The 19,936-nt window shown below is 65.4% G+C and carries 21 protein-coding genes; 2 read left to right on the forward strand and 19 right to left on the reverse strand.

The features are described 5' to 3' along the window. Position 1: 1 nt before the first annotated feature. The 11 genes from paaD to AC066Y_RS17600 all read right to left on the reverse strand — a co-directional run bounded on the left by paaD (position 2) and on the right by AC066Y_RS17600 (position 9,101). Entirely contained in the window at positions 2–505 is a 504-nt protein-coding gene (gene paaD, locus AC066Y_RS17550; RefSeq protein WP_478274962.1) for a 1,2-phenylacetyl-CoA epoxidase subunit PaaD, read from the reverse strand. Further along, positions 499–1,275 (reverse strand): 1,2-phenylacetyl-CoA epoxidase subunit PaaC, encoded by a 777-nt coding sequence (paaC, locus tag AC066Y_RS17555; RefSeq protein WP_478274963.1) that lies wholly within the window; start codon positions 1,273–1,275, stop codon positions 499–501. Before paaC ends, paaD begins: the two co-directional genes overlap by 7 nt. A gap of 145 nt (positions 1,276–1,420) precedes the next feature. Continuing rightward, positions 1,421–1,708 (reverse strand): 1,2-phenylacetyl-CoA epoxidase subunit PaaB, encoded by a 288-nt coding sequence (gene paaB, locus AC066Y_RS17560; RefSeq protein ID WP_024579339.1) that lies wholly within the window; start codon positions 1,706–1,708, stop codon positions 1,421–1,423. A gap of 13 nt (positions 1,709–1,721) precedes the next feature. Next, a complete protein-coding gene (gene paaA / locus AC066Y_RS17565) occupies positions 1,722–2,714 on the reverse strand; it encodes a 1,2-phenylacetyl-CoA epoxidase subunit PaaA (RefSeq protein ID WP_050626131.1) in 993 nt (330 codons plus the stop codon). Between the two features lie 76 nt (positions 2,715–2,790). Further along, complete coding sequence (gene paaX / locus AC066Y_RS17570) at positions 2,791–3,660, reverse strand: phenylacetic acid degradation operon negative regulatory protein PaaX (RefSeq protein WP_478274964.1); 870 nt, start codon at positions 3,658–3,660, stop codon at positions 2,791–2,793. Between the two features lie 221 nt (positions 3,661–3,881). Next, on the reverse strand, positions 3,882–4,652 hold the full coding sequence (locus AC066Y_RS17575) for an esterase/lipase family protein (protein WP_456724250.1): 771 nt from the start codon (positions 4,650–4,652) through the stop codon (positions 3,882–3,884). Between the two features lie 197 nt (positions 4,653–4,849). After that, positions 4,850–6,133, reverse strand: coding sequence for a DUF445 domain-containing protein (locus tag AC066Y_RS17580; RefSeq protein ID WP_478274965.1), 1,284 nt, complete (start codon positions 6,131–6,133; stop codon positions 4,850–4,852). A 255-nt stretch (positions 6,134–6,388) separates the two neighbouring features. Further along, on the reverse strand, positions 6,389–6,865 hold the full coding sequence (locus tag AC066Y_RS17585) for a phasin (protein WP_092125019.1): 477 nt from the start codon (positions 6,863–6,865) through the stop codon (positions 6,389–6,391). A 180-nt stretch (positions 6,866–7,045) separates the two neighbouring features. Beyond that, on the reverse strand, positions 7,046–7,642 hold the full coding sequence (locus tag AC066Y_RS17590) for a GNAT family N-acetyltransferase (protein WP_176532683.1): 597 nt from the start codon (positions 7,640–7,642) through the stop codon (positions 7,046–7,048). After that, entirely contained in the window at positions 7,639–8,721 is a 1,083-nt protein-coding gene (locus AC066Y_RS17595; RefSeq protein WP_478274966.1) for a PHA/PHB synthase family protein, read from the reverse strand. Before AC066Y_RS17595 ends, AC066Y_RS17590 begins: the two co-directional genes overlap by 4 nt. Further along, positions 8,718–9,101, reverse strand: coding sequence for a hypothetical protein (locus AC066Y_RS17600; RefSeq protein WP_478274967.1), 384 nt, complete (start codon positions 9,099–9,101; stop codon positions 8,718–8,720). The genes AC066Y_RS17595 and AC066Y_RS17600 overlap by 4 nt, the downstream gene beginning before the upstream one ends. Positions 9,102–9,282: 181 nt before the next feature. On the opposite strand from AC066Y_RS17600, the gene AC066Y_RS17605 reads away from it, so the two are divergent. Both AC066Y_RS17605 and AC066Y_RS17610 read left to right on the forward strand, forming a co-directional pair. Then, complete coding sequence (locus tag AC066Y_RS17605; RefSeq protein ID WP_478274968.1) at positions 9,283–10,203, forward strand: alpha/beta fold hydrolase; 921 nt, start codon at positions 9,283–9,285, stop codon at positions 10,201–10,203. Between the two features lie 217 nt (positions 10,204–10,420). Further along, complete coding sequence (locus tag AC066Y_RS17610) at positions 10,421–10,885, forward strand: nuclear transport factor 2 family protein (RefSeq protein ID WP_478274969.1); 465 nt, start codon at positions 10,421–10,423, stop codon at positions 10,883–10,885. A gap of 257 nt (positions 10,886–11,142) precedes the next feature. Here the strand turns inward: AC066Y_RS17610 and AC066Y_RS17615 are convergent, their stop codons facing one another. The 8 genes from AC066Y_RS17615 to AC066Y_RS17650 all read right to left on the reverse strand — a co-directional run bounded on the left by AC066Y_RS17615 (position 11,143) and on the right by AC066Y_RS17650 (position 19,902). After that, on the reverse strand, positions 11,143–12,237 hold the full coding sequence (locus AC066Y_RS17615) for a branched-chain amino acid ABC transporter permease (RefSeq protein WP_478274970.1): 1,095 nt from the start codon (positions 12,235–12,237) through the stop codon (positions 11,143–11,145). Then, positions 12,234–13,100 carry a branched-chain amino acid ABC transporter permease gene (locus AC066Y_RS17620; RefSeq protein ID WP_478274971.1) on the reverse strand — a complete coding sequence of 289 codons (867 nt, stop codon included), beginning with the start codon at positions 13,098–13,100 and terminating at the stop codon, positions 12,234–12,236. The genes AC066Y_RS17615 and AC066Y_RS17620 overlap by 4 nt, the downstream gene beginning before the upstream one ends. Before the next feature lie 7 nt (positions 13,101–13,107). Further along, entirely contained in the window at positions 13,108–13,812 is a 705-nt protein-coding gene (locus AC066Y_RS17625) for an ABC transporter ATP-binding protein (protein ID WP_478274972.1), read from the reverse strand. Further along, on the reverse strand, positions 13,809–14,576 hold the full coding sequence (locus AC066Y_RS17630) for an ABC transporter ATP-binding protein (protein WP_478274973.1): 768 nt from the start codon (positions 14,574–14,576) through the stop codon (positions 13,809–13,811). The genes AC066Y_RS17625 and AC066Y_RS17630 overlap by 4 nt, the downstream gene beginning before the upstream one ends. Positions 14,577–14,602: 26 nt before the next feature. Further along, complete coding sequence (locus tag AC066Y_RS17635) at positions 14,603–15,946, reverse strand: ABC transporter substrate-binding protein (RefSeq protein ID WP_478274974.1); 1,344 nt, start codon at positions 15,944–15,946, stop codon at positions 14,603–14,605. Between the two features lie 80 nt (positions 15,947–16,026). Further along, positions 16,027–17,817, reverse strand: a complete 1,791-nt coding sequence (locus AC066Y_RS17640) for an FAD-dependent oxidoreductase (protein ID WP_478274975.1) — start codon at positions 17,815–17,817, stop codon at positions 16,027–16,029. Positions 17,818–17,852: 35 nt separating this feature from the next. Next, positions 17,853–18,755 carry an intradiol ring-cleavage dioxygenase gene (locus tag AC066Y_RS17645; RefSeq protein ID WP_478274976.1) on the reverse strand — a complete coding sequence of 301 codons (903 nt, stop codon included), beginning with the start codon at positions 18,753–18,755 and terminating at the stop codon, positions 17,853–17,855. A 25-nt stretch (positions 18,756–18,780) separates the two neighbouring features. Further along, positions 18,781–19,902 (reverse strand): maleylacetate reductase, encoded by a 1,122-nt coding sequence (locus AC066Y_RS17650; protein WP_478275122.1) that lies wholly within the window; start codon positions 19,900–19,902, stop codon positions 18,781–18,783. Positions 19,903–19,936: the final 34 nt, after the last annotated feature.

Consider the following 19,936-nt stretch of genomic DNA (forward strand, 5'->3'; position numbering starts at 1 on the left):
GTCAATGACACTTGAAGTAATCGAAGGGTTCACGGCAGCTCTTGCAACGCCACAGCGCCTTGCAGGAGGTCGAGCCGAACTCGGACAGCAGTTCGGTATCGCCTGACCCGCATTGCGGGCACGCCACCGCCTGCTCGCCGAACAGCGCGCGGCGCGAGGAGCCCGGCAGCGGCGGCGCGATGCCATATTCCCTGAGCTTGCGGCGGCCGTCCTCGCTCATCCAGTCGGTGGTCCAGGCCGGCGACAGCACGGTGCGGACTTTGGGCCGATGAATGCCTTCGCGTTCCAGCGCGAGCTCGATCTCGAGCGCGATCATGTTCATCGCGGGACAGCCGGAATAGGTCGGCGTGATCGCGACCTCGACATGGCCGTCGTGGACCGCGACATCGCGCAGCACGCCGAGATCGGCGATGGTCAGCACCGGAATTTCGGGATCGACCACCTGCGCAGCCGCGCTCCAGGCGCGCCGGCGCAGATCGGCATCGCTGAGCGCAGTCGTCACCATGTTGCCCCCGGAAAGGTCCGCTGCATCGACTGCAGCTCGCTGAGCAGGTGGCCGAGATGCTCGCTGTGGCTGCCGCTGCGGCCGCCCCGCTGCATCCAGTTGCCCGATGGCAGCGCCAGCGTCGCCTCGTTGACGATGCCGGTGACGGTCTTCAGCCAGCGCGGCTTGAGCGCCGCAGCATCGATCGCGATGCCGGCCTCGATCAGACCTCGCTCGCTGTCGTCGACCGCGAACATCTCGCCGGTATAGGCCCAGAGATCGTCGATCGCATCCTGCGCGCGGCGGTGGCTCTCCTCGGTGCCGTCGCCGAGACGGACGATCCATTCCGACGAATGCCGCAAATGATAGGCGCTCTCCTTCTCCGACTTCGCCGCGATCGCGGCAAACGTCGGGTCGGAGGACGCCATCATCGCGCGCCAGTAGAGATCGGCGAACGCCGCATAGAAGAACTGCCGCACCATGGTGCGCGCGAAGTCGCCGTTCGGCTGCTCGACCAGCAGCAGATTGCGGTACTGCCTGACGTCGCGCAGATAGGCGAACTTGTCTTCGTCGTTATCCCTGCCTTCGACCTTGGCGGCATAGGTGTAGAGCTCGCGGGCCTGGCCGAGCAGGTCGAGACCCATATTGGCGAGCGCCATGTCCTCTTCCAGCGCGGGCGCATGGCCGCACCATTCGGACAGCCGATGACCGAGGATCAGCGCATCGTCGGCGTGGCGCAGCGCATAGAGCACCAGCGGCGTTTCGGAGACTTCGATGTTGGCGGCTGCCATGTTCCTATTCCACCTGCATCCACTTGCTCGACGTCATCCTGAGGAGCCTGCGCAGCAGGCGTCTCGAAGGATGGCCGCGGTTACGATCGGGGCGTCATGGTTCGAGACGGCGCGTGCCGCGCCTCCTCACCATGACGGGCGAAAGTCACATATGCCCGACTTCGTCGGGGACGTCGTAGAAGGTCGGGTGACGGTAGATCTTGGATTCCGCCGGCTCGAACATCATGCCCTTCTCGGACGGGTCGGACGCGGTGATCGCGTTCGAGGGCACCACCCAGATCGACAAGCCCTCGCCGCGGCGGGTGTAGATGTCGCGCGCCGCCTGCAGCGCCAGCGTCGAGTCCGCCGCATGCAGCGAGCCGACATGCTTGTGCGCTAGGCCGTTGCGGCTGCGGATGAAGACTTCCCAGAGCGGAACGTTCGGCGTGGCCATCTCTAGCGCTCCCTTATTCTGCGGCTTGCGCGAGCTGGCGGCTCTTGCGCTTCTCGGCATAGGCCATCGCGGCCTCGCGGACCCAGGCGCCTTCCTCATGCGCCTTGCGGCGCGCGGCGAGGCGATCGCGGTTGCAGGGGCCGTTGCCGGCAAGCACCTGCTTGAACTCGTCCCAGTCGATCGGGCTGTGCACCCAGTTGCCGTTCTCGTTCTGCTTCATGCCGGGATCGGGAATTGTGAGCCCGAGGAACTCGGCCTGCGGCACGGTGGCGTCGATGAATTTCTGGCGCAGCTCGTCATTGGAGAAGCGCTTGATCTTCCACTTCGTCGAAGTGTCGCTGTGCTGGCTGACCTGGTCCGGCGGGCCGAACATCATCAGCACCGGCCACCACCAGCGATCGAGCGCGTTCTGCGCCATCGCCTTCTGCTCCGCGGTGCCGCGGCACAGCGTCACCATGATCTCAAAGCCCTGGCGCTGGTGGAACGACTCTTCCTTGCAGACGCGGATCATCGCGCGCGCATAGGGGCCATAGGAGCAGCGGCACAGCGGGATCTGGTTCATGATCGCGGCGCCGTCGACCAGCCAGCCGATGGTGCCGATGTCGGCCCAGGTCAGGGTCGGATAATTGAAGATCGAGGAATACTTCGCCTTGCCCGAGAGCATCGCGTCGACCAGCTCTTCGCGCGAGGTGCCGAGCGTCTCGGCAGCGGCGTAGAGATAGAGGCCGTGGCCGCATTCGTCCTGCACCTTGGCGAGCAGCGCGGCCTTGCGGCGCAGCGACGGCGCGCGGGTGATCCAGTTGCCCTCGGGGAGCATGCCGACGATTTCGGAATGGGCGTGCTGGGAAATCTGCCGGGTCAGCGTCTTGCGGTAGGCCGCGGGCATCCAGTCGTTCGGCTCGATGCGCTCATCGGCGTCGATGCGGGCCTGGAACTGACTGGCACGGGCGACATCCTCGACGCCGCGATCGTCGCCGTCGGATGAATTGAGCGCCTGCGTATACATGGCCGACCTCCCGATGTGTTGTTAGGCAGGAATATATAACACAAATTTCGAAATGCAATATGTTTTTGTAATATGTTCAGACGCCTTCGAAACGGCGCGCCACGGCCCCGTTGGGCTTCGGCAGCGGCCCGTCCTCATTGGTTGCATGGTCGTCAAGCCATTGTTCTGACGGCGGAAGCAGCCCGCGATAGATCTCGCCGCAGAGTTTGCGGGCTGCCCTTCCCGGCCAATCTGTCGGCAACAGCTGATATGGCAGCAGCGGATCGCGCAGCACGACCCGGCGGTAATGATGGATCAGTAGGATGCGCGCGGTGAAGGCGTCGGCGTCGCTCAACTTCTCGCCTCTGACGATCCAGCCGTGCAGCGGCTCGAACGTTTTCATGAACTTCAGATAGGCGTCCGCGGTGCGATCGAGCGGCCAGCTCTCGCTGAGCAGCCTGCGCCCGCTGTCGTCTTCCGCCGATACTTCGAGACGGATCGCGCGCGATGCTTCATCGGGGATCGGCACGCCCGACGGCGCAACCCACACGCCCGGCAGCGGGCTGCCGAAGCCGGCATTCTTCAACGCCTCGCGCGCAGCGTCGCGGTCCTCGGCATTGCCGATCAACAGCAGCTCGAAGCGGCCGGTCCAGTCCGACGGCGGCGGATCGTAGATGTGCCGGGTTGCGGTGTCGAAGGTCTGCCGGCCCTTGGCATTCAAGCGATAAAAACTGTTGCGGCCGACCTTGCTGCGCTCGAGCCAGCCGTCGGCGGCGAGCCGCGACATCGCCGTGCGCACCACATTGCCGTCGATGTCGAGCGACTTGAAGAATTCGAGTAGCGTGCCGAGCCACACCGAGCCGCCGCGCGGCACGATGGAATCGCCGAACACGGTGATGATGATCGAGCCGGTGCGTGACGGCTCGCGCTTCAACTGGTCGACGATGCGGGCAAGCGGCTGTGGCATGCCCAACGCATAGCGCGTTTTATCGATTCACGACAATGCGGGGTGCGGTGTCTCCGCTCCCTCGCCCCGCTCTTGCGGGGAGAGGGTTGGGGTGAGGGGCTGCCCCGCAAAAAATTGGACAGACGTGAGTGCGTCGAGACTCCCCCTCACCCGGATCGCATCTGCGATGCGATCCGACCTCTCCCCGCAAGCGGGGCGAGGTGAAGAAAGACTTCCGAGCCTCAGCGATTGGGATCCGGATAGACGAAGCTGCGCCAGCCGCTGCGATCGAACGGGGCCCACTCGCCTTCCTTCTGCGCGAGGCGATCGGCCACCGCGTAGACCACGGCCGGATGATGGCCCATGCCGCAATGGCTGCTCTCGACCTCGATGCTGTCGGTCATCGACGAAGCCTGCTCGCGACAGCCCTGCCAGGCGCAGACGCCGTCGGTGCGGCTGAAGATCGCGGTGGTCGGCACCGGCGGCGCGCTGGCGAGCGAGCCGCCGAAACGCTGGTCCTCTTCATCGGCACGGCGCCCGCTGGCCATCTCGTAGACGCGCCAGGCGTTGGTCGCCTTCGGGCCCGCGGCGAACGGGCTGCCGAGGGTGATCACCTGGCGCACGCGCTCAGGCATCATCTTGGCGAGCTGGCGCGCATAGAGGCCGCCGAGGCTCCAGCCGACCACCGAGACCGTGCGGCCGCTGGTCTCATTCATCTCCTGCAGCAGATCGACCATCCCGTCCTGCACGCCGGCGCGAAGCCCAAGGTTGCGGCCCTGGCGCCAGCCGCTGACGGCGTAGCCCTTGCTCTTGAGGAAGTCGCGCAGCGGGCGCGTCGACATGTCGGAGGCGATCAGCCCGGGCAACACCAGCACCGGATGCCCATCGCCGCGCGGCGCGAGGCTCAACAGCGGCAATGCACCAAGAAAGGCACCGAGCTCGTGAATGGCGCGGCCTTCCAGAAACATCAGTGTCCTGGACGGCGGGCGTAGCGTCTGCGCAGCAACGGACATTTCAACTCCTCTTCCGGCACGATGTCTCGGCGGCCGGCAATGGGATCAACAGGATGGGTCAACAGGATTGACGCAAACCCGGCGGAATCGTTCCGCAACGCAACAATCAACCTTGAAAAGCTAGGGAACCGATCACTTTGGTGCAAGCGGCCCAGGTCACACTTGCCACAACTAAAGTGACCTCCGTGCCCAATCGGTCACAGCAGCCGCAGCACATATTCCAGCGTGTAGAGCGCCAAGCCGGCGAGCCCGCCGATCAGCGAGCCGTTGAAGCGGATGTATTGCAGGTCCTTGCCGACATTGACCTCGATCAGGGATATCAGCTGCTCCATGTCCCAGCTCTTCATCTGATCGGCGATGAAGGTCGAGACGCCGCTCTTCTGCTCGGCAACGACCGTGCGCAGAACCGCGACCAGGCCCTGGTTGATTTCGGCGCGCAGCTCGGCGTCGCCGTCCAGCGCGTCGCCGGCCTCGACGAACATCCGCGCCAGCTGATGCTGCAGCACCTGCGACTCGCCCGAGGCGCTGCGCTCGATGAAATCCTTGACGTTGGCCCAGATCGTGCGCCCGAGATTGGCCAGCTCCGGCCGCGCCATCAGATCGCGCTTGAGACCATCGATGCGATCGGCGAACGCCTTGTCGCTGCCGAGCCGGTCGACGAACGACAGCAGCATGCGGTCGAACTCGCCGCGGAACGGATGTTGCGGATCGTTGCGCACCTCCTCGAAGAATTTCGTGGCCGAGGCGATGATCCGGTTCACCACGAACTTGTCGGCGCGATAGAGCCTCAACAACGTCGGCATCTCCGCGCGGACCTTGTCGCGGATCACGGCCATGGTCTCCTGCTGCGTCAGCGTCTGGTGCAGCACCCGCAGGATGTCGTCGAGCAGGCCGCCATGCTTGCCCTCCTGCACGAAGCCGCGCAGCGCGCCGGCCGCAAGCGGCGCAAGATCGATCGAGAGCACCTGCGTCGTGACGCGGCGGCCGATGAATTGCATCAAGCCCGAGCTCTCGGTCGCCGCAAACGCTTCGGGCAGCATCCGCAGCACGAAGCGGGCGAGATCCTCGGAACGCTTGCGGTCGCGCAGCCAGTCGGCGATGAAGCTGCCGAAATCGATCTCGCGCAGCTTGGCCTCGACCGGCCCGGATTCCAGGAAATTGTTCTCGATGAATTCGCCGAGCTTCTCGGCGATGCGCTCCTGATTGCTCTGGATGATCGCGGTGTGCGGGATCGGCAGCCCAAGCGGCCGCTTGAACAGGGCGACGACGGCATACCAGTCGGCGAGCCCGCCGATGGTCGCGGCCTCGGCAAAGGCCGCGATGAAGCCGAAGGCGGGATGCACCGGCAGCAGCGCCTTCGCTGTGATGAAGATGACGAGGGTTGCCGTCAGCACGCCGGTCGCCAGCCACTTCACGCGCCGCAGCTCGGCCGCGCGTTCGGCGTCGACGGGCGTTGCGATGAGGGCGGCAGGAAGGGTCATGACGGCTTTCGAATGAACGCTAGTTTGACCTGGATACCACACGTACAGGCGTCATCCCCGCGCAACGGCTTTGCCGTTGTCGCTGGAGGTGCGCGCACTTCGCGCGCCTCGAAGGATGGCCACAAGCACGGTCGCTCGCTCCCATCCTTCGAGGCTCGCTCCGCTCGCACCTCAGGATGACGTCCGAGGAGGCAAAAAAGAAGGCCCGCAAAATGGCGGGCCTTCGAAAAGGGCAGTTGGTCAGTGCAAGCGCGATCAGGCGGTCTTGCTGTAGACCTTGGCGAAGTTGTCCTGCGCGGTCTTCGCACCGTCGGTGACGAGCTTGCCGAGATACTCGGTGGTGGCCTTCGCCCGCGAGACGAACAGTTCGCCACGCGCACGGACCATGTCCGACTGGATCTGGGCGGCTTCGCTCAGCGACTTGGCGGAAGCGAGCTTGTCGATGCCGGCGAAGAACGCCTCGGCGTCCTGGTAGAGCGCCTGCTGGATGTTGCGGCTGATCTTGGCGGCCTCGGTCACCGAACCGGCAACGGCGGTCTCGATCACGTTGGTCACCTTCTCGGAGCCGGCATACGCATCGGCGGCGCGGGTCTTGGCGGCCTCGGCCTGCTTCTTCACGAACTCACGGGCGGCTTCCGGAACTTCCAGGTTCTGGAGCTTGGTGAACGCCTCGGTGACGGGCGCGAAGGCATCCTTGACGCTGTTCAGCACGGAATTGGTTTCGGTGGTCATTGGGGTCTCTCCATCCTCAGGTTTGAGCTATGGGCTCACCCCGTCCGTATTGGCCCGGGGCAAGGCTGTTGTGTCACAATCCATGGTGCGACGCAACATCAATGTTGCAGCGCGGTATCACGAACCTGTGAACAGCATGAAGATCCGCAGACTGCTTAAGGAACCAGCGACTTACGGTTTCTAATTACCGCCAACTGCCTCGGACACCCCGTACGCCTCCATCTGCGCCCGGACCTGCGCCACATTGTGCCCGAGCACGACGATATCGTGGGTCTTGCCCTCGACGTCGCGGACATGGTCGCGCAGCAGGGCCTCCGCTTTGAAGCCGAGGCTTTCGAACAGCGCGATCGCCGCCCGCTGGTCGACTGTCATCTGCACCGAGAACTTCTCCAGCCCGGCGCCGAGCGCGATGGCGAAGGTCTCCTGCGACAGCGCCCGGCCGACGCCCTGCCCGCGCACATCGAGCGACACCACCATCCGGATCTCGCCGACATGCGGCGACCAGGAGTGCGGATCGCGCACCAGGGTGCCGCAGCCGACCACCTTGCCGTCCTTGATCGCGAGCAGGCTCGTGATGTCGCCGCGCTCGATCTCGTTGATCCAGGCCGACAGCACCTTCGGCTGGCTGATGTTGCGCGGCAGGAACAGCAGATCATGCGTCGGCAGTTTCTGCGCGAAGGCCAGCACTGCGGCCTCGTCGGCCCGCTTCATCAGCCGGAACTCGATGTCACCGGCCTCGGTCTTGACGTGGCGCGGATAGGAACGTTGTTCGGTCATGTCGATCTCTTGCTCAACCAGGAGTCCAGTTTCGGCCACAGCCGCTTGATTGCATTGGCGCCGGCGACCAGTGAGACGTGACCGCCTTTCAGCATCACCTCCTCCTTGTCCTCGGAGCCGATCTTGGTGATCAGGTGCTTTGCCGCGTCATACGGCACGATGTGGTCGTGCTCGGCGACCGCGTGCAGGATCGGCACCTTGATGTCGGCGAGCTTTGCGGCGCGGCCGCCGACCGTCATGGTGTCGTTGTAGAGCTTGTTGTCCCACATCAGGTCCTTGGTGATGGCGCGGAAATATTCGCCGGCCAGCGGCAGCGTGTCGGTCGCCCAGCGATCGAACATCCGGTACGACTTGACGAACTCGTCGTTCCAGATGTTGTCCCAGAGCTGGATCTGGCCGACGACGCGCGCGGCCGGCCGCAGCATGTCGAACGATTGCAGGATCAGTTCGGGCGGCATGTTGCCGGTGCTGTCGATGAGGCGGTCGACGTCGAAGTAGCGGCGGTCGGCGAAATTCGAGAACAGCTTCATCTCGCGAAAATCGATCGGCGTGGTGAAGCAGATCAGGTTCTTCATCGGCCCGTCGTTGAAGATCGAGCCATAGAGCAGCGACAATACGCCGCCGAAGCAATAGCCGATCACGGAGACGTCCTTTTCGCCGGAATCCTGCTGCACGCGGCGGACCGATTCCGGGATGAAGTCGAGGACGTAGTCCTCCATGCGCAGCGATTTTTCCTCGGGCTTCGGCGCGGTCCAGTCCAGCATATAGACGTCGAACCCGCGCTTGAGCAGGAACTCGATGAAGCTCTGCCCCGGCACCAGGTCGAGGATGTAGCCGCGGTTGGTGGTCGCCATCACGATCAGGACCGGCACGCGATAAACTTCGTCGGCCTGCGGCCGGTAGTGATAGAGGTTCATGGTGCCGCGCGAATACAGCACGTCCTTCGGCGTCGAGCCGAGCTCGGGGCCGGAGCTCGAGAAATACTCGACGCCCTTGATGCTGCGCTGGATCGCACGCTGCACCTCGGACTGTACCCGCTCGGAGATCGAGGCGAAATCAAACCCGGTGGGAGCATTCATTTGCTGTCTCCCTCGGATGGCGGGCGCCTGGTGCGCGGCGGCCGTGGCGTTGCGCCGTAGCCGTCGTCCGGCGCCAGCGAATTGTGGTGCACCTGCTGCAGCAGCGTCTTGATCTCGTTGAGCTGGGTCTCCATCGACTGCAGGCGCTCGGCCATGCCGATGAGCTGGGCGCGGCTCGGCAGGTTCATCGCCAGCAGATATTTCTCCATCATCTCGCCGAGCTGCTTCTGCGCGCCCGCTGCGGCGCTGCCGGCCTGATTCATCACCTTGGAGAATTCAGGCGAGCTCATCAACTGGTTGCCGAAGGAGTTGAACCCCTTCTCCATCTCGCCAATCATCGTCTGCCAGATCACGGCAGGGTCGTTGCCCTTGTCGGCCATGAGGCCCTCCTCCACGTCAATTCCGAGCGCTTGTCGCGCTTCCGTTTGTTTGTGCCATACGACACTGTTGCCGCTGATCGGTCAACAGTGCGGCGCGCCCGGCGACGTCGAAGCTCTTCTGCGCTGCGTCAAACCGTGGCAGCATGCAGGTTCCTGACCGCGAATCCAGGAGAGGACGCCCGTGACCACGCTCGCCCATCAGTTGCCGCAACTAACCCGCGCCAATGGCATAGACATCTGCTACGAGATTTTTGGCGATGCGAATGCGGAGCCGCTGCTTTTGATCATGGGCCTCGGCGCCCAGATGATCCATTGGGACGACGAATTCTGTCGCCAGCTTGCTGCGCGCGGTTTTCGCGTGATCCGGTTCGACAATCGGGATATCGGCAAGTCCTCCCGCATGAGCGGCGGCAAGCGGCTGACCGCACTTGAACTGCTGAAGCTGCGCTTCCTGAAGATTCCGGTCGCAGCGCCCTACCGGCTGGCCGACATGGCGCGAGACACGATCGGATTGATGGATGCGCTCGGCATCCGTACCGCGCACCTTGTCGGCGCCTCGATGGGCGGCATGATCGCGCAGGAGGTTGCGATCACCTTCCCCGAGCGCGTGCGCTCGCTGACCTCGATCATGTCGACCACCGGCAATCCAAAGGTGCCGGGGCCGACCCGCGAGGCGACCGCGGTGCTGATGGCGCCGCCACCGAAGAGCAAGGAGGAGTACTTCGTGCGTTTCGGCCAGACCTGGAAGGTGCTGCGCAACGGCTCGTTCCCCGAAGATGAGGCGCTCGATTCCGAGCGCGCGCGGCGCACCTTTGAGCGTGGCCTCAATCCGGAGGGCGTCGGCCGCCAGCTCCGCGCCATCCTCGCCTCGGGCAGCCGCAAGGAGCGCCTGCGCAGCGTCAAGGCACCGACGCTGGTGATCCACGGCACCGTCGATCCGCTGGTGCATCCCGAAGGCGGCAAGGACACCGCGGTCTCGATCCCCGGCGCAAAGCTCCTGATGATCGAGGGCATGGGCCATGCGCTGCCGATCCCGATGTGGCCGCAGATCATCGACGCCATCGACAAGCACGCGCATGGGGCTGCGGTGAAGGCGGCGTGAGGCTAGAGCGTTTTCGAGCGAAGTGGATACCGGTTCGCGTCAAGAAAACGCGTCAAACAAGAATCCAGAGCCCCGTTCCGGTTCAATCGGAACGGGGCTCTAGTATCTTCCGGTGACCATGTGAGCCAGGGGTGCGTTCTTCCGGGCACGGCATGGAGGCTGTAGACAGCGCGATGCAGCGCGCGGGTCGCGCGCCATCAGCCTCGGGAGTCCCCAGATGAAGACCATCCTCCGGCCGCCGACAGCCGTCGCCGCTCTCTTGCTCGCGCTCGCGTCTTCTGCCGCGATGGCCGCGACCGGCGACGCGCAGCAGGAAGCCAACCGCAAGGCGGTGCTGGCCTTCTACGAGAAGGGGCTGAATCAGAAGGACGCCGACGCGGCGCTCGCCTATGTCGGCAACCGCTATGTGCAACACAATCCCGGCGCGGCCGACGGTCCCGACGGCTTCCGCAAATTCATTACCTTCCTGCGCGAGAAGTTTCCGAACTCGCACAGCGAGATCAAGCGTTCGTTCGTCGACGGCGACTACGTGATCCTGCACGTCCACGCCGTGCGCGAACCCGGCACCCGCGGCAATGCGATTATCGACATCTTCAAGCTCGAGGACGGCAAGATCGTCGAACACTGGGACGTGGTGCAGCCGGTTCCGGAAACTCCGGCCAACAACAATACGATGTTCTGAGGCGCGCCGGCCGCAGGCGATAGCGCTCAGTAACTGGACAACAGATTCAGTGTCGTCCCTGCGAAAGCAGGGACCCATAACCACCGAAGCTTATAGTTTCGCACCGCCGGGACGACGAGTCCCTTTCATAACACCCGCCGCTGAGTATGGGTCCCTGCGTTCGCAGGGACGACATCGAGTAGGTTGCGTCATCGAGAGTCATGCGTTCACACTCTCTCAGAGTGACGGTGTGAGGGCGTGGGATCGCGCAACCGGAGCTACTGGTTGCGGCCGAGCCAACGCTGGGTCGGAAACAACTGCACCTGCCAGCGCCGCGCTGCCGCGCCCCACACGCCCCTTGGCATGAACAGCATGATCAGGATGGCGAGCGTGCCGAGCACGACCAGATACAGGCTGCCATACTGGGCGAGCCAGGTGACGAGCCCCCATAGCAGGAGCACGCCGACCATCGGGCCTTCGATGGTGCGCACCCCGCCGATCACGACGATGAAGATCACATAGGCGGTCCAGTCGGTGACGCTGAAGGCGGCGTCCGGCGAGATGCGCGCCTTCTGCAGATAGACCACCGCGCCGACCATGCCGGTGGCGAAGGCGACCGCGATCCACAGCAGATGGCGAATCCGCGCGGTGCGGACGCCGACGCTGCGCGCTGCCGCCGCATTGTCGCGGCTTGCCGCCAGCGCGAGGCCATGGCGCGAGCGGATGAAGGCGTAGATACCGAGCGTGACCAGCACGGCGAGCAGCAGCGCCAGCCAGTAGACCAGCACGTCGCGCGCGGCCGCCGGCCGCAATCCGAGCAGCGCCCGCACCGCCTTCAGCCCGACCATCTGCGACAGCTCGCCCGGCGAGATCGACATCCCGGTGCCGCCGCCGAGCGACTTGAACTGGGCGCAGATCAGCCGCAGCGCTTCGGCGGCGACCCAGCTGCCGATCGCGAAATAAGGCCCCTCCAGCCGGAACAGCAGTGGGCCGAGCACCGCCGCGACCAGCGCCGCGAACAGCCCGGCCAGCGGGATCGCCGCAACGGGGTCGAGCCCGGCCATCACGATGGCGGCAAACAGCGCATAGGCGCCGAGCCCGACGAACGCCTGCTGCCCGACCGACACCAGCCCGCCCCAGCCGGCCAGCACGTTCCAGAGCTGTGCCAGTGTCAGCATGGTGAGGACGAAGATCAGATCCTGGATCAAATTGCGCGAAGCAATCGCCGGCAGCGCGGCAAGCACCACCACCAGCGCGATGCCGGCCACCGCGGCAGCGCGCGACAACCGCGTGCCGACCCGAACTTGCCAGACCGGCAGATCCGCCGGACGTTGCTCCCGGCTTGCCGGGACACGGATGCTTTCGACGCTCATGTCCGCCTCGCCGGGAAGAGACCGCGCGGCCGCACCATCAGCACGGCAAGGAAAGCGAGATGGCCGGCCAGGATCTGCCACTCCGGGTTGATCCGCCCCCCGATCGCCTGCGCCAGCCCGAGCACGATGCCGCCGGCCAGCGTTCCCCACAGACTGCCGAGACCGCCGATGATCACGGCCTCGAACGCATAGAGCAGCCGCGCCGGGCCGATCGATGGATCGAAACTGGCGCGGATGCCGAACACGACAGCGGCGATCACCGACACCGCGAGCGACAGCCCGACGGCGATGGCATAGACATTGCGCTCATTGACTCCCATCAATTGCGCGATCGCGGGATTGTCGGCGGTGGCGCGGAAGGCGCGGCCGAGCGAGGTGCGGTAGAAAATGAGCTGCAGCAGCGCGACGGCGGCGATCGCCGTCACCAGCGCTGTCAGCGGCGCCAGGCCGACGCTCAAGCCGGGAGCCAGCGTCACCGACGAGGATTCGAAGGCGCCCGCCTGCAACCGGCGGCTGTCCGCGCCATAGCCGAGCAGCAACCCGTTCTGGATCACGATCGACAGGCCGAAGGTGACCAGCAGCGGCGGCAGAATGTCGTCGCCGAGCACGCGCTCCAGCACCAGCCGCTGCAGCACGAAACCGAGCACGAACATCGTCACGACGACCAGGAGCGCTGCGGCCGCAAGCGGCAGGCCAAGCGCCGTGGTCGCGCCGAGCACAAGATAGGCCGCGAGCAGGATCAGGTCGCCATGCGCCAGATTGACGAGCCGCATGATGCCGAAGATCAGCGACAGGCCGAGCGCGAACAGCGCATAGACGCCGCCGAGCAGCACGCCCTCGATGATGGTATCGAACCCGCTCATGGCTCCCTCATGCTCCGAAATAGGCCGCGCGGATCGTGTCCTGATCCACATCCTTGGGCCGTCCGCTCAGCGTCACCCGTCCCTCCTGTAGGCAGTAGAAGCGGTCGGCGGCCCGCAGCGCGCGGGCGATGTCCTGTTCGACCAGCATGACCGCGGTGCCGCCCGAACGAATCTGCGGCAGCATGCGGTAGATGTCCTCCACCACGATCGGCGCGAGGCCGAGGCTGATCTCGTCGCACAGCAGAACCTGTGGGTTCGACATCAGCGCGCGGCCGATCGCCACCATCTGCTGCTGACCGCCCGACAGCGCCGTGACGGCGCCGCGCCGCCGCTCCCTGAGCACCGGAAACATCCGGTAGACCGCCGCGAGATCCCAGGGCGCGCTGCGTTCGCCGCCATAAGCGCCGATCAGCAGATTCTCCTCGACGCTGAGCGAAGGAAACAGCTGGCGGCCCTCGGGGACCAGCGCAAGGCCGAGCCGCACGATGCGGGCGGCGGACGCATCGCCGATCGCCCGACCGCCGAGGCGGATCGCGTCGGGGCGGCTCTTCACGAGCCCGGCCAGCGACTTCAACATGGTCGATTTGCCGGCGCCGTTGGCGCCAATCACCGCGACTGCCTCGCCCTCCGCCAATTCGAAATCGATGCCGAACAGCGCCTGGAAGTCGCCATAGAACGCATCGAGCGCCGTGACATTGAGCAGCGCGGTCATGCCGGCACTCCCATGTAAATGGTCTCGACCTCGCGCGAGCGCATCACCTCGACTGGTGCGCCTTGCGCGACCACCTTGCCGAAGTTCAGCACCACCAGCCGCTGCACCACCGCGAGCAGCGCGTGCACCACATGCTCGATCCAGATGATGCCGACACCTTCGGCGTGGATGGTACGGATGGTCTCGACCAGTTCATGACATTCGGCATCGGTGAGGCCACCTGCGATCTCGTCGAGCAGCAGCGTGCGTGGCCGAGTGGCGAGAGCCCGCGCCAGCTCGAGCCGCTTGCGATCGAGCAGCGGCAGGCTCCCGGCGAGCCGATTGGCCTTGGCTTCGAGGCCGGTCAGATCAAGCATGCGGCCGCAATGCTGGACCGCATCCGCCTGCGACAGCCCGCCGCCGAACTGGGCAGCGACCGCAAGGTTCTCGAACACCGAGAGATGGTCGAACGGCTGCGGGATCTGGAACGAGCGCCCGATGCCCGCCCGGCAGCGTGCTTCGGGAGAGAGAGCCGTGATGTCGACGCCATCGAGGACGATGCGGCCGGCATCCGGCCGCAGCAGCCCGGTAATCAGGTTGAACAGCGTCGATTTGCCGGCGCCGTTCGGCCCGATCACGCCCAGCGCCTCGCCGGAGGAGAGCGTCAGGTCGATCGCGTCGGCAACGACGATGGCGCCGAACCTTTTCGAGATGGCATGGAGTTCGAGCATGGTCGCCCACTGGATGATTGCGGCGGAGAGAAGATGCGTGGCAATGCCACGCATCTGCTGTCTTCGATGACGTGCTTGCGCTAGCTCAGCGCCTGCATGTCGCCGCCGAGCGGGATCTGCGGCGCCAGCTCGTTGTCGGTGATCACCATGTCGTACTTGTCGCCGTTGAGCCGCCACTGGCCGCCGACCAGCGGCGTCTTGGCGATGTTCTTCGCAGCGAACGGCGGCACCGCGCTGGAGCCAAACGCGACCTGGCCCACGATCGTATCGAGCTTGGTTGCGCCGATCGCCTTCGCCAGCGCCGCGCCATCGCCCGGGTCGCTGGAGCGCTTGATGGCGTCGATCGCGACCTCGAACAGCGAATGCACGAAGCCGATCGGCTGGGTCCATTGCTTGCCGGAGGCCTGCTCATATCCCTTGGCGAGATCGGCCGCGCCGACGCCGCTGAGGCTCGACTTGTAGGGATGCGTCGGCGTCCACCACACCTCGGTGGAGATGTTGTTGCCGCCCTTGCCGAGCGCCTGCACCGACGCCGGGAACAGCAACGCCTTGGCGACAGACACGACTTTCGGCTTCAACCCCTTCTGGCGCGCCTGATTCCAGAACGTGGTGAAGTCGGGCGGGATGATCACGCCGGTGATGATCTCGGCGTCGGCGCCACGGAAGGCGGCGATCTGCGAGCTGAAATCATCGGTGAGATTCTGGAAGCGGCCGGGATCGGTCAGCCTGAAGCCTTGCTTGGCCATAACCGGCGGGAAGCCGATCGTGGTGTCGCCCCAGGCATTGCCATCGGCATCGTTCGGGAACAGCGCGCCGACCGATTTGTTGGTCGCGACCTGGCTCCACATGCTGGTGAAGACGCCGATCACGTCCTCGAGGCCCCAGAAGTAGTGGAAGGTGTAGTCGAACGGTTTCCAGCTCTTGGGATCGCCGGGATTGGCTTGCCGGCCGATGAAATTGGTCTGCCATGGTGCGACGGTGGAGATGCACGGCACCTGCTCGAGCTCGCACTGCGTCGCCACCGGATTGTTGGTCTCCGGCGTCGCGCCGACCACGATCAGGCTGACATTGTCGCGCGTGATCAGTTCCTTGGCGACTTCGGCGGCGCGGTTCGGATTGGACTGGCTGTCCTTGGTCACCACCTCGACCGGATAGGTCTGCGATCCGACCTTGACGCCATCCTTGATGAATTTTCGAAATTCGCCGAGCACGAAATCGTCGGCTTCGGCGAACGCAGCGAGCGGGCCGCTCTTCGGCGAGACATAGCCGATCTTGATCGGCTTGTTGGCCGCCCGCACGGCCGGTGCGAACAACGTGGTCGCGCCTGCGGCGGCGAAACCACCGGCGATGCCTTGCAGCACCCGGCGGCGATCGAAAGACAATGCGTTCAAATGGTCGTTGGCGTTCAAATGGTCCTTGGTCATTTTCCCCTCCCTTGAGGCAAGCCGGTTTTCAAGCCGCCTGCCGTTCATTCCGTTCTGAAAATTACCGGCGCCGTGCCACATCACGCGGCGGCAACGGACTTGGTCTGCGCCTTTGCGCCGCGGCCGAGGATCTGACCGAACACGTCGAGCAACAGATCGGAGGCATTCACCGCCGCTTCCCTGGCGCGCCAGGCGACATACATGTCGGGGCGCACCAGCACGCAGCCGTCCTCGTCGACCTCGCTCTGGCGATACCAGTCGGCATAGATGTCGAGCGCATCGCAGCCTTGCGGGCCGACGGTGACGACATCGACCGGCAGCCCGTAGGCCTTCTCGACTGCGGTTGCGGCCGCCTTCCAGCCGTCGCCGCCGATCCCGGTGAGCAGCGTGAAGCGGCCCTTGCCCGTGAGATCGAGCGTCGACTTCCGCTCGCCCTGATGCTCGACCCAGACATGCGGCAAATGCGCGCCGGGCCAGGTGGTGGCCTGATAATACAGCTCGTGATCGCGACTGAAGGCCGGCATCGGCGTGCCATCGGACACCACGGCGGTCGACCCGTAGCGCTGGTTCATCTCGACGCCGTGGCAGTTGAACTCGTAGCTCTTGTTGGCGATGGCCTCGTAGAGCTTCTTGCGGCGCGCCTTGCCCTCGGCGGTCGGCGCCTTGCGCGCCGCGATCGCCTTGCGGGCTTCGGCCGGGTCGGTCGAAGCGACGAGGCCCACCGCCTCGAAGATCGGCGGGAAGTCGCCGATGCTCTTGTTGGCGCGGGTCACGATCTGCTTGCCGACCGGCTGGCGCTCGGCCGAATAAGTTTCCAGCAGCGACGGCGCCGCGTGGCCTTCGAGCACCAGCTTCAGCTTCCAGCACAGATTGAAGGAATCCTGGATCGAGGTGTTGGAGCCGAGGCCGTTGGTCGGCGGATGGCGGTGCACGGCGTCGCCGACACAGAACACGCGGCCGGACGAATAGTGGCCGGCATACATCTCGTTCACGGTCCAGGTCGACGTCGAGCGCACCTTGACCTCGAGGGTCTCGTCGCCGACCAAATTGCGCACGATCGAGACGGCCTCGTCATTAGAGAGCTTGCGCTCGCCCTGCTCGATGTCGTAGCCCCAGATGATCAGCCACTCGTTCCATGGCCGCACCATGCGGATCAGGCCGGCACCGATGCCGCCGATCTCAGCACCGGGCTGCAATACCCAGTACAGCACGCTCGGCCGATGCGCGACGTACTTGCTCAAGTCGGCCTGCACGATGATGTTCATGCTGCCGGCGCGGCCCATCTGGCCCTCCATCGGCAGTCCGATCACTTCGGCGACCCGGCTGCGGCCGCCATCGGCGCCAATCAGATATTTGGCGCGGATCTGATAGGTCTCACCGGACAGTCGATCCTTCACGGTCGCCGTGACGCCGTCGCCATCCTGCACCAGGTCGACGAACTCGGTGTTGAAGCACAGCGAGGTGCCGCGCTGGCCGGCGGCCTCGATCAGGATCGGCTCGAGGAAATTCTGCGGCAGGTCGCAGATGCGCGCGGGACTGGCGAGATCGTAATCCGCCTTGCGCGAGGGATGGTTGCCCCACGAATACAGCCGGCCGAATTCCTCGCCTGCGAGGCTCTCGCAGAACACGTTGTTGGCCATCAGATGCTGCGGCACGGCCTGCGCGACGGCCTTCTCTTCGAGGCCGAGATCGCGCAGCACCTCCATCGCGCGCTGGTTGGTGATGTGGGCGCGCGGCGTGTCGGCCAGCCAGCCATATTTGGTCACCAGGATATGCTTGACGCCATACATGCCGAGCAGCGCCGCCGCCGTCGCGCCGGCCGGGCCACTGCCGACGACAAGGACGTCGGTCTCGATCGGTTTGCTGGTCATGGTCCTCTCCTTGGTCGTCCTGTTGGTTGCGATCGTCATTCCGCGGCCATCATCGGCTTCGGCACCAGGCCCGCACCTGGCTTCATCTGGAAGTCGTAAGTCATCAGGTGCCATCGGCCGGAGACCCGCTCGCCGTTCGGCAGCGCCGGCTCGCTCTTCGGCTCGACGCGCGCAATGAGCTCGTCCTTGACGCCGAACACCACGTCGCTGCGCAGATATTCGTCGCCATCCAGGAAGACGTGGGTGATCAGCGGCTCGTAGCCGTCGGCCTTGACCAGGAAATGCACATGCGCCGGCCGCATCGGATGGCGTTGCGTGGCGGCGATGACGTCGCCGACCGGGCCGTCGGTCGGGATCGGATAGCTGCACGGCAGGATGGTGCGGAACGAGAAGCGGCCATCGGCATCGGTGACGAAGCGCGCGCGCAGCGACGGACCGTGGGTCGCGTAGTCCGCCTTCTGCGAATCGTAGAAGCCGTCGTCGTCGGCATGCCAGACGTCGATCTCGGCACCGGCGAGCGGTTTGCCGGCCAGATCCGTGACGCGGCTCTGCACGAACATCGGTTCACCGTCGATCCCCTCCGAGATGTTGGCGCCGTGCGGCGTGACGCGGTGCTCGCCGACATAGAACGGGCCGAGCACCGTGGTCTCGGTCGCGCCCTCGCGCTCACGGTGATTGACGGCGTCGACCAGCATCGAGACGCCGAGCACGTCGGAGAGCAGGATGAACTCCTGGCGCAGCGGCGTGCAGGTCTGGCCGGTCCGGGTCAGGAATTCGATCGCCTGATTCCATTCCTCGAAGGTGAGTTCGGTGCGGCGCACCAGATCGTGCAGCGACTTGACCGTCTCCTCGATGAGGAACTTCAGCCGCTTGTTCGGCGTATTGGCGAAGCTGCTGATCACCTCGTCGGTGAGGTCATGCTCGTTGAAATTGGCCATCGTGTTGTCCTTTGATCCTTGGATGTCAGTGCTGCACGGGCGCATCGCCGCGCCAGGCCGCCGCGATCAATTGTTCGATCGGGGCACGTTCGACCGGTCTTGGGTTGGCATAGGGATTGCGCACCGCCATCTCCGCGGCGCGTGCGATGCCGTCCTCGGGCATTCCGATGCCGGAAAGCGCGCGTGGCAGCGCGAGCTGCCGGGCAAGGTCAAACAGACCCTGCGGTGCATTGGCGCTGTGCAGTGCGCGTGCCACGCGAGTCATCGCCTCCGGCGCCGCGGCGGCATTGTAGGCAGCCGCATGGGGCAACACGATCGCGTGGGTTTCGGCATGCGGCAGGTTGAACATGCCGCCCAGCACGTGGCAGAGCTTGTGATGCAGCGACATCCCGACCGCGCCGAGGCAGACGCCGCACAGCCAGGCGCCATAGAGCGCGTCGCGGCGGGCGCCGGCATCGGCCGGTGCCGTCATGATGCGCGGCAATGCGCGGGCAAGCGCGGCGATGCCCTCTTCCGCCATCAGCGAGGTCAGCGGGTTGGCGTCGGGCGCATAGAGCGCCTCGACGGCGTGGGCGATCGCATTCATGCCGCTGGCCGCGGAGACGTGCGGCGGCAGGCTGACGGTGAGATCGACGTCGTAGATGACGGTGTCCGGCACCAGATCCTGGGAATGCTGCGTGGTCTTGATGCCGTTGCTGGTCTCGCCGAGGATCGGCGTCATCTCCGAGCCGGCATAAGTGGTCGGCATCGCGATATGCGGCAGCCCGGTGCGCAGCGACAGTGCCTTGCCGAGCCCGATCGTCGAGCCGCCGCCGATCGCGACCAGCCCATCGATGTCGCGGGACTCCACCATGCCAAGCGCTTCATTGGTGACCTCGACCGGCGTATGCATGCGTGCGCCTGCAAACAGTCCGGCGAGCCTGTCGCCGAGGCCTGCGCCGAGCCGGCGCCCGAGGTCCTGCTGCTCGCTCGTGGTCAGCACCAGCGCCCGCTTGATGCCGAGGCGCTCGCTCTCCTCGCCAAGCCGCGCCGAGGTGCCGCCGCCGAACACCACGCGATACTGCTGCGAGCAATAGGCAAAGGTGCCCTGGCCGGCATCACCGGCCGCCGCAACGGACGCAATGGATGCGCCTCCGGCATCCGGCATCGCAACGCTCATGGCATTTCTCCCAAGCCGGCGA

The organism is Bradyrhizobium sp. USDA3010 (assembly GCF_056429065.1).